This window comes from Psychrobacter sp., from assembly GCF_049295055.1.
Taxonomy (GTDB): domain Bacteria; phylum Pseudomonadota; class Gammaproteobacteria; order Pseudomonadales; family Moraxellaceae; genus Psychrobacter.
This window is the reverse complement of the sequence record NZ_JBAQQF010000026.1, coordinates 1-15679: the sequence shown is the minus strand read 5'-3', so window position 1 is coordinate 15679 and position 15679 is coordinate 1. Positions and strand designations below refer to the sequence as shown.

General features: G+C 38.2%; 16 protein-coding genes and 1 pseudogene. 11 read left to right on the top strand and 6 right to left on the bottom strand.

The features are described from left to right. The 4 genes from WAZ74_RS03460 to WAZ74_RS03445 all read left to right on the top strand — a co-directional run. The coding region (locus tag WAZ74_RS03460; RefSeq protein ID WP_422305837.1) for a transposase at positions 1–114 on the top strand (114 nt) is incomplete at its 5' end. Between the two features lie 338 nt (positions 115–452). Further along, a complete protein-coding gene (locus WAZ74_RS03455; RefSeq protein ID WP_422305835.1) occupies positions 453–785 on the top strand; it encodes a hypothetical protein in 333 nt (110 codons plus the stop codon). After that, on the top strand, positions 782–1045 hold the full coding sequence (locus WAZ74_RS03450) for a hypothetical protein (protein ID WP_422305833.1): 264 nt from the start codon (positions 782–784) through the stop codon (positions 1043–1045). Before WAZ74_RS03455 ends, WAZ74_RS03450 begins: the two co-directional genes overlap by 4 nt. Before the next feature lie 215 nt (positions 1046–1260). Next, positions 1261–1560 carry a DUF3124 domain-containing protein gene (locus WAZ74_RS03445; protein WP_422305831.1) on the top strand — a complete coding sequence of 100 codons (300 nt, stop codon included), beginning with the start codon at positions 1261–1263 and terminating at the stop codon, positions 1558–1560. Between the two features lie 288 nt (positions 1561–1848). On the opposite strand, the gene WAZ74_RS03440 is transcribed toward WAZ74_RS03445, so the two are convergent. Next, a complete protein-coding gene (locus WAZ74_RS03440; RefSeq protein ID WP_422305829.1) occupies positions 1849–2169 on the bottom strand; it encodes a phosphatase PAP2 family protein in 321 nt (106 codons plus the stop codon). Between the two features lie 12 nt (positions 2170–2181). Beyond that, positions 2182–2844, bottom strand: a complete 663-nt coding sequence (locus tag WAZ74_RS03435; protein ID WP_422305827.1) for a hypothetical protein — start codon at positions 2842–2844, stop codon at positions 2182–2184. Positions 2845–2943: 99 nt separating this feature from the next. Between WAZ74_RS03435 and WAZ74_RS03430 the strand changes: the two genes are divergently transcribed. The 4 genes from WAZ74_RS03430 to WAZ74_RS03415 all read left to right on the top strand — a co-directional run bounded on the left by WAZ74_RS03430 (position 2944) and on the right by WAZ74_RS03415 (position 7605). Further along, a complete protein-coding gene (locus WAZ74_RS03430; protein WP_422305825.1) occupies positions 2944–3573 on the top strand; it encodes a DedA family protein in 630 nt (209 codons plus the stop codon). Positions 3574–3720: 147 nt separating this feature from the next. Next, the gene (locus WAZ74_RS03425; RefSeq protein WP_422305823.1) at positions 3721–5403 is read left to right on the top strand and encodes a phosphoethanolamine transferase; all 1683 of its coding nucleotides are present in this window, start codon (positions 3721–3723) and stop codon (positions 5401–5403) included. Positions 5404–5477: 74 nt separating this feature from the next. Then, positions 5478–6164: a response regulator transcription factor gene (locus tag WAZ74_RS03420; protein ID WP_422305821.1), complete on the top strand. Its 687-nt coding sequence runs from the start codon at positions 5478–5480 to the stop codon at positions 6162–6164. A 184-nt stretch (positions 6165–6348) separates the two neighbouring features. Beyond that, on the top strand, positions 6349–7605 hold the full coding sequence (locus tag WAZ74_RS03415; RefSeq protein ID WP_422305819.1) for a sensor histidine kinase: 1257 nt from the start codon (positions 6349–6351) through the stop codon (positions 7603–7605). Positions 7606–7627: 22 nt separating this feature from the next. Here WAZ74_RS03415 and WAZ74_RS03410 read toward each other — a convergent pair whose 3' ends face one another. The 4 genes from WAZ74_RS03410 to WAZ74_RS03395 form a co-directional block, all read right to left on the bottom strand. Next, on the bottom strand, positions 7628–8320 hold the full coding sequence (locus tag WAZ74_RS03410; RefSeq protein ID WP_422305817.1) for a DUF1345 domain-containing protein: 693 nt from the start codon (positions 8318–8320) through the stop codon (positions 7628–7630). A gap of 46 nt (positions 8321–8366) precedes the next feature. Beyond that, positions 8367–11075 carry a bifunctional lysylphosphatidylglycerol flippase/synthetase MprF gene (mprF, locus tag WAZ74_RS03405; protein ID WP_422305815.1) on the bottom strand — a complete coding sequence of 903 codons (2709 nt, stop codon included), beginning with the start codon at positions 11073–11075 and terminating at the stop codon, positions 8367–8369. 163 nt (positions 11076–11238) lie between these two features. Beyond that, positions 11239–12039 carry a hypothetical protein gene (locus WAZ74_RS03400; protein WP_422305813.1) on the bottom strand — a complete coding sequence of 267 codons (801 nt, stop codon included), beginning with the start codon at positions 12037–12039 and terminating at the stop codon, positions 11239–11241. 216 nt (positions 12040–12255) lie between these two features. Next, a complete protein-coding gene (locus WAZ74_RS03395; RefSeq protein ID WP_422305811.1) occupies positions 12256–13236 on the bottom strand; it encodes a CorA family divalent cation transporter in 981 nt (326 codons plus the stop codon). A gap of 332 nt (positions 13237–13568) precedes the next feature. Here WAZ74_RS03395 and WAZ74_RS03390 point away from each other — a divergent pair, with 332 nt between their 5' ends. The 3 genes and pseudogenes from WAZ74_RS03390 to WAZ74_RS03380 all read left to right on the top strand — a co-directional run. Further along, on the top strand, positions 13569–14093 hold the full coding sequence (locus tag WAZ74_RS03390) for a cytochrome b (RefSeq protein WP_422305809.1): 525 nt from the start codon (positions 13569–13571) through the stop codon (positions 14091–14093). A 364-nt stretch (positions 14094–14457) separates the two neighbouring features. Next, positions 14458–15036, top strand: coding sequence for a PepSY domain-containing protein (locus tag WAZ74_RS03385; protein WP_422305807.1), 579 nt, complete (start codon positions 14458–14460; stop codon positions 15034–15036). Between the two features lie 354 nt (positions 15037–15390). Further along, a pseudogene (locus tag WAZ74_RS03380) lies at positions 15391–15679 on the top strand (hypothetical protein); the annotation flags it as partial.

The window sequence follows — 15679 nt, the reverse complement described above, 5'->3', positions numbered from 1 at the left end:
AACTTCTTTGCCAAGATTAAGCAGTATCGTGCGATTGCTACTCGCTATGATAAGTTAGCCAGTCATTTCCTCAGTGCGATTCATCTGGTTTCTTGTGTCATTTGGCTTAATTGATGACACGCCCTAGTCTTTAAAAAAAATATTGATTTAAAAATATACCATTATGCCCAAGCCGATGATGACGATAAAGAGCAATGGAAACCTGTGATGAAATTACTTGCCTCATCTCAAATAAAGAAGTGTAATGGAGTAGGTAAAGTAGACAGCAAAGTATACAAAAAGCAGATCCGTGCTGAACTATCACTATCTAGCCAAACTGAAAAGACTAGGCTTGAGAACAGGGAGGAATCAAATTTACCGATTAATCAGTGGACCGTTAGAACTTTACAAATTTTCTGTCATTATGCTTTTATTATGATAGGGCAAAGAATTAATTTAGGAGAACACAAGTCATGAATCTATCAGCAAAGTCCATTAATATTAACAGTAGCACTGACATCAGACTTCATCCTTTAGCTAAGAAATTAGCTAAGCTTTTAAATTATGCCTACTCAACTGGCGGGCAAGAAGACTATCTTAAATCTATGAATGCTAAGTTTAATTCTTATAAAAGTTTACCTATTAATAATGTATCGGTTATAAGCTCACAATTGAACAGTTATGAGGTCATAGCAGGGTGCTTTGTACCTTTTTTTAATCTTAATGCCTTAAATAATGATAACACAATCTTTATTCAGTATAAGTCGTCTAAAAAAACGTTCAGCCTGAGCACAGAAAGCAAATGAGCAAAGAATTTGACCAAGATATTATTGATTTTATATTTATGGATTTTATCCGATCAATATCAATACTATCATTAGCTAAACCTGGACTCATGTATAAAAGTCTTAAAATCATAACGCAAGAGTATAGAAGTCCAATATGGAGTGAAGTATTTAATAGGGAAGCAAAAAACCCGAAAGACTATATTTTATTAAACAATGTCGCAGATTTGCTTAATACAACACGCGGAGCATTGAACAATCAAGCTAAATCAAATCAGTAGTTTCAGTGCTAAAAAATCGTTTAAATTGATATTGTATAATTACTCAAGTCGTTTTAGAAACCATTACAACTAAATAACTTAAGTATATTTGGTGCTTTGGAGTTACTAACCCTATATAGAGTATAGTATTAGCAGCCTTTATCTAACTTGGCACTTCCCTTAGATGAGATTATCAATATCGGGGTTTGAGAATCCCTACTTTAATAATGAGATATATGAATAAGTATTGCATAGCCGTTCTATTCTTTGCTATTTCGGTTGTATTGACTAGCTGTGATCAGTCCATTCAAAATCCAAATACTATGTTCTCAGAAAATTACCAAGATCCAATTACGGAGCTTGAGGTTACCTCAGCAGTAGATCGTAGCCAATTTCGCTACAAACAAACTTTTTATGTGCCTATCTATTCAGATATTTATACAGACAGAGAAAATCTTAAAGTCCCCTTATCAGCAACCCTAAGCGCCCGTAATACTAGCCCAAATAAACCACTTTATATCAACAAAATCGACTAATACGATACTGACGGCTCATTTGTTAAAGCCTATGTCAAAAGCTCCGTTGAGCTACCCGCTATGGCAACGCTCAATTACATCATTAAATAAAAAGAAAATTAGGGCAGCTCTGGTGCAAATTTTATCGTTGAGGTTTAAGGTATCAATGATACCGTTAACCCAATTATTGAGGCGGTCATGATCGGTAATTTTAGTGATAAGGCTTTTGCTTTTAGTACAAAAGGTGCACCAGTTGCGCGTTGATTAAAGTGCAGTTATTAAATTGGGATTTGCTCTATGTTAATTTACTTATAGCAATATTGGAAATTGATAAACGTTGGCGTATATCAATGCACCAATTAATACAGCAACGATACTGAGCCATACCTGATAGATCTGAGCATTTGACCAGTTTATTTGCCAGTTTATCTTACCTTTAACTTTTAGCCATTCTGTCACACTAATTGCTACTGTCAGCCATAGCGCGCCCGCTAAATAGCCTCCTAATACATCACTTAAATAATGCTCATTTAGCACAATTCTACTCAATCCTATTAGTATAGCTAGAAAGCTAGTAATCACTAAAATGCGTATTTGTCTACTAAAGTCACGGCTAAAACGTATCGCCATGTAAGCAATAAATCAATACATAGCAACAGTCACCGTTGCATGACCACTTGGAAAGGAGGATGTCTGCTCGAATAACAAAATATCTAGCGGTCGCACGCGATTAAACAGTAACTTACTGATAAAGGTGAATAAAGTGCTACCGATAACGGCTATTAGTAAGCCAATAAGTAGATATCGTTGCCGAATAGCCCAGCATAAAGCGCCTGTTAAAAGTACAATCAAGCAGGTAATAGGTGTAGACGCCAGACTGGTAATAAGAATAAATAAACTTACTATAGGCGAATCACTCAACATACTCATCTGCTGCGACACAAAGTAGTCCATTGCTACTATGGAATCAGAGGTTACAACATCTTCGACCAATCCAATAAACAAAGCTAAGGCATACCCTCCTACTAAAAGCAGGATAGTAAGGGACAAACCATAAAAATGCTGAGTATCAAATCTTTGAGATATAAAATGATAAGATTTTGGGTAGCCTGCTCTCAATCGAATGAGTCGTTTGCTTAGTCCAAAATACCGTTTAAACCTCATCCAATAGTACATAGCTTGAGCGCGCGCTTTTGTAGAATATCTGATGACTAAGTATTGTAAAACCCATAAAGCAATAATTATAAATAACAGCAGAGCGCCTAAAGTGAACAACTGACTATTGGTTTGAATTAAATTTATCATGAGTAAGAACAATCCTTAATTATATCGCTCATCTTAACCTTTATTTAACATCTACCTTGCTAAGCTTGTCGCATCTAAAAATTTTGATGAGACGAAGCAATGAGTCAAATTAGCGAGTGGGTATTAGCTATCATAGCGAAGTTTGGCTATTTCGGTATTGTATTTGCCATGTTTGCCGAAAACGTTTTTCCGCCTATACCTTCAGAAGTCATCATGCCAGCAGCAGGATTTGCAGTAGCCAAAGGGAATTCGAGTTTAGTATTGGTCATACTAGCTGGCACGTTGGGCTGCGTACTTGGCGCACTGCCCTTATATTATTTGGGCAGCCTATTCGACGAAGAACGTTTAGTAGCATTCACTAAAAAATATGGTAAATACCTTTTTGTTAAGCCTGACGATATCTTAGCGTCAAGTCGCTGGTTCGATAAATACGGTAAAAAAGCCATATTTTTTGGACGCATGGTACCTGGTATTCGCTCCCTAATCTCCGTTCCTGCTGGCATGAATAAAATGCCAATTCTACCCTTTATAGTATTGACGGCTTTAGGCTCTAGTATTTGGATAACAGTGTTGACGATTGCAGGTTATCATTTTGGTAATAACTATGAGGTTATAGAGACCGTACTTGCACCCTACTCTAAGATTTTCTTAGTACTTGCATTGCTCATCGTTGTTGGATGGTTTATCAAGCGTCGGCTATCCAATCTAATTAATAGGAATAGTATTTAAGGATGTCGTTTTCCTACTGAGGTTGCATCTAAAATATTTTGATCTAAATCCGTTAAAGCCATAAATCTACCTCCCTTAACATTTTCTTAACACCTCAATTGCTACCGTAAGGAATGAAATTTTTATCATTCTTTAAGAAGTCAGCATATGTCAAAAAATGTAGTTACTAATAAGAGCGTTGTAGAAGACAGTAATGCGCCTAAGAGTATAGATAAATTCTATAACCGTCAGGTTAATCCTAGTTATATGATTATAGCCGTAGTGATATTCTTAGTATCTACGGCTAATCTTGGGTTCTTTAAGCAAGTAATAGCTGTTTATCCAGTAGCTGACAATATAGGCTTCCTTATCTCTCTCACTGGTCTCCTATTTGGTCTGATGTGGTTACTATTTCAACTATTATGCTATCGACCCACAATCAAGATCGTGCTCATTGCGATGGTACTAATAGCTGCGGTATGTGGCTATTTTACAGATGCTTATGGCACCGTATTTGATACTAACATGCTCATTAATAGCTTGCAGACCGATCAAGCTGAAGCAATGGGCTTAATGGCACCAAGTTTTATTTTTAGAGTATTACTATTAGGAATTTTACCCGCTTTTATCGTAAGCAAGATTCGCATCAAGCGTCTTACTTGGCGAAGTGCTACAGTGCAAAAAGCAGTTACACTTATAATGTCTATTGCCTTATTAGCAGCGTGTCTATTGCCATTCGGTGACCAATACGCTAGCTTTTTTCGTCAGCATAAAATAGTGCGTAGTTATACCAATCCTATTACTCCTGTTTACTCAGTTATTAAACTCGGTACTGATTATTATGACAAGTTAAGCCATCCCGAGACTATGATCATGCATGCCATCGATGCAAAGCGTGTTGCCGATGTCAACGGTAAAGCAAAACCTAAACTTATGGTGTTTGTCGTTGGTGAAACCGTGCGCGCGGACCATGTTGGTCTCAATGGCTACGAGCGCAATACCATGCCACTACTCGCTAATCAGCCTGATATATATAGCTTTAAGGATGCGACTTCGTGCGGTACCTCTACCGCCTACTCTGTACCCTGTATGTTCAGCTATGCCAACCGCGAAGACTATGACGTCGATACCGCTGAATACAATGAAAATGTCTTAGATACGCTTAACAAACAAGGCGTTAATGTTGTCTGGCGCGACAATAATTCTAGCTCTAAAGGAGTGGCAGACCGAGTCACATTTGAGGACTATAAGACTTCTGAGACTAATCCTGACTGTGAAGGGGATGGTGAATGCCGCGATGTTGGTATGCTTGATGGTTTTGAAAAACTACTAAAATCAGGTACTGCTCCACAAGACACTTTAATTTTATTGCATCAGATGGGCAATCATGGTCCCGCTTATTACCAACGCTACCCTAAAGAATTTGAAGAATACAAACCCGTTTGTATGACTAATGAGCTATCAAAGTGTGACGATCAATCCGTTATTAATGGCTATGACAATGCGATTCGCTACACGGATTATTTTTTAGATAAAACTATAAAAAAGCTTAAACCTTATGAAAATGATTATGACGTTGTCATGATATACATTAGTGATCATGGCGAGAGTTTAGGGGAAAACAATATCTATTTGCATGGTCTACCTTTTAGTATTGCACCTGATGCACAAAAAAAGGTGCCCGTTATTATATGGTCACCAAAGAACAATAGTATAGATGCTAATAGTTTATCTACTATGATCAATCAACCTGTGTCTCACGATTTTATTACACCGACATTACTTAAATTTTTTGGCATTACTACTCAAGAAGCCGCCGCAGCACCTACCTTTTTTAAGTCTACCAATTAAACCACTTTTTACGATAATTAGAATGTTTTAGGTGGCTAGTACTTATAGACAAAACATTCATGGATAAAATGCTCATGTATAAAATACTTATCATCGAAGATAATCCAGATATTGTAGCGAATATTTATGCCTTTTTTGAGCCAAAGGGCTTTGAGCTGGACAATGCTCATAACGGGCTTAGTGGCTTGGCACTAGCAGCAAACAACCGCTACGATGTTATATTACTGGATGTGATGCTACCTGGTATGGATGGCACCAAACTGTGCAAAACGCTTAGAGAGGATTTACATAATAAAACACCCGTACTTATGCTAACGGCTCGCGATACTATATTAGATAAAGTCGCAGGTTTCGATAGTGGCGCTGACGATTATTTGGTTAAGCCTTTTTCTCTTATTGAATTGGAGTCAAGAATCAAAGCTTTGATCCGTCGGCATCAAGACGATCATTTCCAACATGAAACTACCGTTGGTAAACTCTCTTTAAATACCGATGAGCACACAGTTACTCGCGAAGGCAAATCATTAAAGCTCACGCCAACGGGATTTAAAATACTGAATACACTGATGAGTGCGGCACCTCGAGTCGTTAGCAAAAATGAGCTTGAGGAGAAAGTATGGGGTGAGGATGTACCTAGTAGCGATGCCCTCCGCACCCATATGCACAGTGTACGCGCCCAAGTTGATAAACCGTTTATTGAGCCGATGATCATGACCATAGCAGGCGTTGGCTATCAGATTATCGATCCTGATAACGCTTAAGCTCTAGTAATTATCTATAATATTAAATGTCTCATTTATTCAAAAGACTTCATATGTTAAACCTAAATCAGCCCCTGTCATGATGATTCTAGCCTCTTTTAATGTAACTTCTATCGTTAACAAGCTTCGGCTGTCCTACTTCATATTTGCTATTTTATTATGTGCAACTTTTGTCAGTATTTTTATGTATGCTGAAATAAGTATGGAGCAAGAATTGGTAAAAGGCCGACTGCTGCAACAGTTAGAACTCAGCCAAGAAAAGTATGGCGAGCGAACGGTGTATACTGCCGATCCAGGTATTAAAATTTATCAATACGCTGTTGCGCCAGCCAACCTACAAACTTTAGCGACCGAAACCGTGCAAGAGATACCGGTGACGATAAACAATAAGTCAGGCAAGCTAAAGACCCAATTGCATTTTTTCGCTTATCAACAAGAGGGTCAAGTCTATATTTTGACTTATTTAGAAGACCGCGCCATAGTAATGGAGAACTATCCTGTACTAGCAATATTTGAGAACTTGGGAGATCTATTCTTTAATGCATTGATGGTCGCTGTCAGTTTGAGTTTACTTATTGCCGTCATATTTTCTCATTTATCATCCAAACAAATTACCAAGCCCTTACTAGAACTAAAGCAGGCGGTAGAGACCGATCATCAAAATCTTACAGAGTTGACTCACCTGCCCTCAGAGGTTGGGGTGTTAGCGAGGGCAATTGATGCGCAAAACAAAAAGTTAGCGCAGTATCTAAAGCGTGAGCAGCTATTCACAGGGGATGTCAGCCACGAGCTGCGTACACCACTAACTATCATTTTGGGCGCCTCTGAGGTGCTCGCATCGCAATTAGCAGACGATAGCTATCTAAGTGAATTTACCGATCGTATCAGTAATACTGCAAAAGAAACCTCAGAGATCATCAGTGCTTTATTACTCTTATCTCGTAATCCTGAACAACTAGATACACCGCAAACCTCTATCAATACTATTGCCAACAGTGAGGTTGCGCGCTTAAATTATTTACTCAAATATAAACCAGTGACTTGCACCGTAGTTGCTGAGCAAGACTACGTAGCGGACGTACGACCTGAATTGCTAAAAATGGCCTTGGGTAATCTGATAAAAAACGCCTTTCAGTACACCGATAATGGTGAAGTTATCGTTATTATAGACGCTAAAAAAATTACGGTGACCGATACTGGTCTTGGCATCCCTGAGATCGTGATGCCACTACTCTATGAGCGATTTGAGCGTCTAGGCTATAATAATACAAGCAATCAAACTGATAGCGATTTTCTTTCGGACAAGCATTCTAGTAGTCAAGTGGAAGGCACAGGTCTAGGTCTTAGCATCGTACAGCGTATAATGACTCATATGGGCTGGGAGTTAACCCATCAAGCAAATGAGACTGGTGGTAGCACCTTTAGTATTCACTATCATTAACACTATTGAAATCTAAAATCAGTTATATATAACTTGCTATAATATTAATTAACAAAGAAATGATTACTATGTTGAATATGAAGGCAATAATGCTATGCAAAGTTGCAAGCTTTCTACCAGATTTTGAAGTAAAAGCAATATCAGCCGTTTGACCTGAAGTACCGATAGCAACGGCGCAATAAAAGAAGTCTTCAAACTTAGCGTTCGCTACTATTTTATTGTCATCATTACCACCTTTGTCCTCTACTATCGCTTCAGGAAACATAAAAGGCAGCTCTATTCCTTTGCTTTGTTTAGAGAAGTACAGATACGCATATTGCATGGCAAACGTCACTTGTATCATCAGCCAAGTAATAAAAATAGTACTCACGGTAAGCGCAATAGTTAAGATACGCGCCATGCCGTGATAGTCTTTGCCAATTTGAGTTTGTCGCACAATAGCTAATAGACATATTAAACTTGCGATACTGATAAGACTTAAGATAATTGCTGTACCTTCATGATCTTGAGTTAGATGACCATGAATGGTATTAGCGCGCATCATTATAACGATGCTGACAATATAGATCATGATGCCACTATCCCAACCGATAATAAAGCTGGTACTGACAGAAACATGCCATATTGAAGCTATTATTATGCCAATAAGCGCCCCGCTTAGTAGACTGCCCAGCAAGCGCCAATGACTAAAAAACGTATCTGCTGTTATCACCATAGTATTAATCAAGCTTTGTTAATTAGAATTAAAATTATGATAACTATCAGATACTGCTTTTGACCAAGCTTCCAAGTCCACCGGATATGAGTAAAGTCGTATCTGTTAATCCTTTGATAGGTTTCATGCCTGCTCTAAGTCCTGTCTCAATACCTATATAGCGCGGTTCCCAATGAGGGTTGTACTTTTGTTTAAAATTACGTAAACCCGTAAAATTATAGTATGACTTACCATATTTGGTGACCGCATTAGTAACATAGCGCCACCTTGGTCCGATAGCCTCAATCTCTTCAGGCACCTCAATTTGCTCATCCTCTATAGTAGCTTGCTCAACACTATGTTTAACATTATCTAAGCGATCACCTTCAGTGACTGGCTTAGCCTGATCTTCAAGCCCAGTGAACGGTGCCATACCCAAGCTAAACTGATGAAACCCGGCATCTTTGCCCCACATGAATAAATTCAAAAATAGATAATCCATCATATTTTTGATTGCTTTACCCTCGCTATCATGAACCTCTCTATAGCGCATCAAGTCGATGGACAACTCATTATGCTGACCGCTTTGCCAGATGTTGGCAAAAGCGACGATTTCGTTTTGGTATTTGACTACTGCACAATCAAAATGCTTTAAGTAATTTTCATCAAAATAGCCAAGTGAAAATCCTTTTTCAGCCACTGCTTTATCTGCTAGCCATAGATCAGAAACTCTCTTTAAATTATCAATTAATGCTGGAATCTCATTTTTTGGTATGACTTCAAAGCTAAGTCCATCCTTTGTACCGCGACTAACGACTTGACGGAATTTAGAGTTTTTGCTCCCTTGCAAGCTAAAAGCATCTAAGTCAACAATAGCTTCTTCACCTATTTTTAGCAGTTGTATACCATTTTTGTTGAATAGATGCCGATATCTGTTGCTGACTTCATAAAAGACACAAGTCCCGCCAAAATTTTGGCACAACTCTATGAATCTTTCAATTAAAACGCCAAATTCACTTTCATCACCTATGGGATCAGACATGACAATCCAACTTCTCCCCTGAGTTTGATACATGATAAAGCTATTTTTAGAGTTACTAAATAGCAGTTGCTTATCACCTAATAAGCTCAAATTTGCCACTGAGTAAGCAGATTGACGAGCAACTTGCTCAGCTTGGGTAAGCTCTATTTGAGTCGGTAAGCTTGGTAGTGGTTTCTTAAACCTAATGAGGCTGAATAGCGCATAAGCAACCGTCAATATAGCGAGCATTGCATACGAGCGTAAGAAGCGTGCACCACCATCACCTGACACATTCCACCATAGGTCTGGACTATAGGCTTCATGACGGTAAACATACATGCCAACCCAAAATAGGCTGATTAAAAATACTGATAATAGAACGAGAGTTTGTGAATTTAAGCGTAAGCGCATCAAATTAGACTGACGATTAAAGTAACTACGGTTTAAATATGTTACACCTAATAATAAGAAACAAATAACGGCTACTTCGATTTCTAAGTGTTTGGCCATCAAAGTCACTACGGATAGCCCTAACAGCCACATTGATAGATGCCATGCGCCATTAAGACGTTGATGCAGTCCACGAGCCAATACGATCAAGGCAAAACCCATTAGGGTATTGAGCAGATAAGAGGTCTCAATAATAGGTATCGGTATAAACTCCCCTAATAGCAGTTCTCGATCAGCATCAGGCGGTAGAATGCTTAGCACGAGCATAGTAATACCTAAACCAGCAGTTGCAAAAGCTAATAGCTGTGGTATCCAAACACTGGGTAGAATTCTACGTTTTTCAGTAATATCTATACCTGAGCGTATATAAGCCTCATGCAAAAAGAACGACAACAAGCCGAGTACAAAGGGTATGAGGTAATAAAGAATGCGGAACAATAGCAGTACGGATAATAACGTGGTCTTATCTACCTTAGGTAATGAGGCCACCATAGCCAGCTCAAACACGCCAAGACCACCAGGCACATGACTGATGATACCGACAGTAATAGACTGTACGTATGCTGAGAAGACCTCTAGATAGCTGACGGTCATGCTGGCAGGTAACAAGATATGAATAATATAGGCGACTAAAGCAATATCAATCACCGCAAGAAATATTAATTTTAGCAGGACTGTGGCAGGCGGCAAGTGTAGCTGCCATTGCTTGATAGAAAATGCTCGTCCTAACTTGCCAGCGAATATGACACTAGCAGCAATCAGCGCTAAAATAACTACCCCAATCACTCTGAACACCAACGGTGATGCCTTGTTAAACATAGGAACAGTATCAAGCAATTGCGTTAACATGTGTGGATTGACCAGTAAAGACGCACCGATGACGCTCATCATGCCATAACTAAATGCTAGGGATACCAGCAAGATAATATTGGCTATTGATGCACTCTCAATACCGTATTTCCCGTAGTAGCGAAAGCGTACAGCACCAGCTGATAGCATAGACACACCCAAAGTATGACCAATGGAGAATGCAGTTAGAGACGTATTCATAACTTTGAGATAAGGTATTTTAACCTTGAGGTAGCGTATCGCAATTAAGTCATAAACGCTTAATAGTATATAAGCGAGAATCACTACTACGACAGCTTTAAGCATCGTTAATGACGGCGTTGCTAGAATCACAGACTTCATCTGCGCTATATCTAAGGTATGCACCATGTGATACAGCGACTTAGAAGCCATAGTAAAAACGACGATGACAACGAGTGCGATCAGCCAATGCCAGTTGATTTTTATTTTCATCATATCCATACACTCATTATTGTTTATTTAGGTTATGAATCGAGTAACTTCAACAATGCTAACTGCACGCCTGAAACCTCCTATGAACTTAGTATGCAAATTCATTAGCTTTATCATATATAACGTATTCTTCTAGAAGAAATTAGCTTAACTTCAGATTTAACCGCTACTTTAATGATCTTTTTTTGAATGTCTCATAGCCAACTAGACCGACAATCATCAATAAAAAGACAACACTTATACTAGTCACGCCTAACTCTAATCCGCCATTCTTGACGGGCTGTGATAGCCAGTCACCAAGCGCTGCTCCCAAAGGACGAGTCAAAATATAGGCCAGCCAAAAGCATAAAACACTATTAAGTCTTAGCGCATAAAATCCTGCTGCAATAAGCGCAATACCACCAGCGAATATCAAAGTAGAATTTTGATAACCGATGTTGAGCCCTTCTGCAAACCAGTCTCCTGCGGCAGTACCTAATGCGAAAGTCGCTAGGATGGCAACCCAATAGTATAGCTCACGGGGAAAGGTATCAATGTGATGAATAGACAGGGTTTTTTCACGAGCGTACCAAATAGCGAATACCACAGCTAGTACGACACTAAACCCTATCGTTGAGTATGCTAATGGTATGCCTAAATTATCAGTCATATTATCGGTAATCAGCGTACCTAGAATGCTGACGAATACTACGGTTAGCCAGTATTTCCATGGGATATATTCTTTAGCTTTTAGCTGAATGACTAAAACAATCAAAAATAGCGCCGTCATGATCAGGGAGGTAATCGGCAGTCCTAATTTGAAATTAAAAATCATAAAGTCAGCGGCAGTTTCGCCCACAGTGGTCGACATCATTTTGATAAGCCAAAATATCAAAATTATTTCAGGTACTTTATTGAGCATGATCGCATACTTTGATTGATTGGATACTTCATTCATAGGCGGTAGAGCTTGGTTATGGGTAGACATACACACCTTCCTTTTTTAAAGTAGTTTTGAGGTAGCAGTGTATTTACTACATCTTTAACTCATATTAACTACTTGACTATTAAGAAAGCGTTAAGAACTCATTGAATATTTCCTAATTCTAGTATGTTATCGCTAATTAAATTATCAACTCCTATTGAGCCTTTCCTACGTCATATTTGCGGGCCTCAAAGTATGAAAGGCTAGACTAAGACTGACTTAAAACCATTTTTTATTCTTAAAATACATAACAATGCCCATGGTTATGATTGCCATTAAACCCATTAAAATAAAATAACCGTAGTGCCACTTCAACTCAGGCATGTTCTCAAAGTTCATACCGTAAATACCTGCTAAAAATGTCAGCGGTATAAACACTACCGTTACCAAAGTCAACGTGCGCATGATTTCGTTTAAACGGTGGCCTTGAATTGAAAATATTAGATTGGTTTTACTATCCAGCTCAAGCAGCTCAAAATCGATCTCACTAATCAAATTATTGGCTTGCTCCTTAAGCTCTGTAAAATACTTACTTTCTATCTCGATAGTATTAATCGTTTTCAGCTTAACGATAGTATTGCGTAAACTCATCGTCGCTTTTTTAAAATTCAGCATACGTCGTTTTTGCGCCTCAACCTTTCCGGTAAAATAAGGCGTTGGATTAATGTTTGATACCTTTATAACCTCATTATCCGCATTTAGTAATTTTTCAAACATCTCTTCATAGTTTGCAATCAAGGATTCAATCAATAGAAACATGAGGTAATCGACCTTTTTGTTTCGAACTTGACCTCTGCCTTGCATCAAGCGATCCCGAATCCATTGAAAGTGACCGCCACTATTCTCTTGCAAACTCCATAACATATTTGATGAGACAATAAAAATTATCTGCTCACTATTTAGATTTTTATCCTCGGTTTTTAGCACTTTTAAGGCAATAAATAAGACGTTATCCAGCTCAAGAACCTTAGTCGCATGTTCTTTTTCTTGCAATAGCTTGAGCAAAAAGTCATCAAATTGGTTTTGGATGACAACCTGCTTTATTGCGTCAAATTCGCTTAACCCATAAGTATTGAGCCAAAAAACCTCGTCATTGTGTGCGTTAAAGTTTAACTTGGCAATCTCATCACAGGGTACTTTTGACACTTGTGACGATGAATAAGCGATAAGTGTCGTATTTTGTAAGAAGTTATTCAACATTCTTGTTCCTTTGTCTACCCTGTATTTTCTTAAAAATAATTAATGTAACTCTTTTTAATAATTTCTATGAATTAATTCTACCTTAACATTTTCTTAACCACATCAAACTTATACTGGGATTCAAGTGCTCATCAATGCTCTGCCTACACTGGAATTATTACAGCAATAACTCTACTTTTGATTCTAATGACTATCAAACAGTATATTCAGACTGAGCATAAAACAATCAATGAACACGTTTAGAGATCTGGTATATCTAAAAAAAATTTTCCTAAAAAGCTGTTTTTGACAAGTCTAATGATAACAAAATGTATTTAAAAACGAGGTTATATATGGATAAGGTAATGCAAGTGCAAAAATGGCCAATTAGCAGCCGAATATTTCACTGGATAAGTGCGATTTTATTGCTGATAACTTGGATACTCATGGTGATATACCAAAATAATGAACAGGACTTATATATAAACTTGCATAAAGCCTTTGGTCTCATTGTGTTGTGTTGGATGATTGCACGTGGGTTCAATCGTTTATTGATTAAAGTGCCTACAGCAGTTGTCATGCCAGATTGGCAAAAAAAGATATCGAAGTTGACTCACTTTGCTCTTTATGCCCTCCTAATTGCTATGCCTATAGCAGGGCTACTGATGTCAGTCTATGGTGGTCATCCAGTTGATATGTTTGGACTATTTGAAGTTCCTGTTTTTGTAGACCCTAATCGTAGTTCAGCACGTTTTTATGAAAATATACATACCAATGTTATTTGGCCAATGATTATAGCCTTTACTTTATTGCACATTGGTGCAGCACTTTATCATCAGTTTATTTTAAAAGATAAGCTTATCAATCGTATGAAATAATTGCCTTCACTCGCTAGTCTAGTAAAAGTGCTAAGTCTATGGGCTTAGCACTTTTTATTGAGCTATTGATAACCATACTAACCATTTCAATCTCTTAATCTTTATCTTGTCGGTACGATCAAGCGCCAGACGACTATTCAAATTATTTCTACTAGCAACCTTAATGTCTGAGCGTTCAGTGAATCTTGGTGATTAGAGTATTGCGACCAACTACCTTTATTATTTTCACTCGCTAATTAAATCCTTACTCTGCGCTAAGTTTCCCCTATGTCTTATTTCGTATTATAGATTCATACCAACAAGGTAGCTAACAAAACCACTGAACGTAATGTCACAAATCGACTTAATACAAAGGATGAAGCTTATGAAAAACTTATCAATGTTAACCAAATCAATGATTGTCGCTCTGACTGTTGCCGGTATCGGCGCAACCGCTATTGCAGCCCCTGTTGCCAATACCAAAGCTGTGGCAAGCTCAAGTGAAGCGCTCAGTGCTATGCAAAGTAAAATTAGCCTAACGCAGGCAATCAATATCGCCAAACAAAATGCTAAAGGCGATCTGGTCAGTGCCGAGTTTGATTATGACGAGGATGATGCGACTAGCAAATATGAAGTCGAATTTGTATCTAACGGTACGTCATATGAAGTGAAGATTGATGCCAATACCGGTAGAGTCCTCAAGACCAAGCAAGAGAAACTAGATAAAGAAGAGTTGGCTGAGTATAGCGCTATGAAACAAGCAAAAGTGTCGCTGACCAGTGCCATGCAAAAAGCCGCACAAAGTGTCAATGGGAAAGTGATAGCTGCTAAGTTTGAGCTAGAGAAAGGCCAATCTATTTATGACATCGAAGTAGTCAAAGGAAATCAAATATATGATGTGAGCATAGATGCCAATACTGGCAAAGTATTAAGCAGTCAGGTCGATGTAGAAGATGACGATTAAACTAAATAATTGATACTCTAAAGTTTCATTCGTTTTTAGGTAGTGAACGTGGACAGCATTTATTATCCCAATCATTATACCTAAGCGTTAACCTCAACAAAAAGCAGTAGCCAACACCGTGATAATCAAGGTGTCGGCTACTGCTTTTTTATTTGTGCAGCATTTAATCTTCAAGCTTATAACGATAACGCTATCACAATTTTTTAAGTTTAATAGCCATCACCCTTAACTGTGTTTTGTACATCAATGATTCGACTAATACATCAGGGTCTTAACGCTTTCTTAATCTTCACTATTTTATACTGCTTAACATTCACACTATCCCCTCTCGTCAATGACCATTAAGAACTCAATATGCGCACAGACAATCCTATTCAGCTTAATAATACTCAAGCTGGACAAGCCCTTTTGCATACAGCAGCCTCTAACCAGTTGCTCACGCCCGATAGTTATGCAAGTCACGCTAAAGGTAAAATAGGTCTGTCTCGTATTATAAAAGCCGCTGGTTACTCTATGGATGGTTTTAAGGCTGCTTATAAATTTGAGGCCGCGTTTAGACAAGTGTTTTGGCTCAATCTTGTGTTGTTCATTGCCATTATAGTCATGCCCTTTGATATCAGCATAAAAATGATGTTGGTAATCG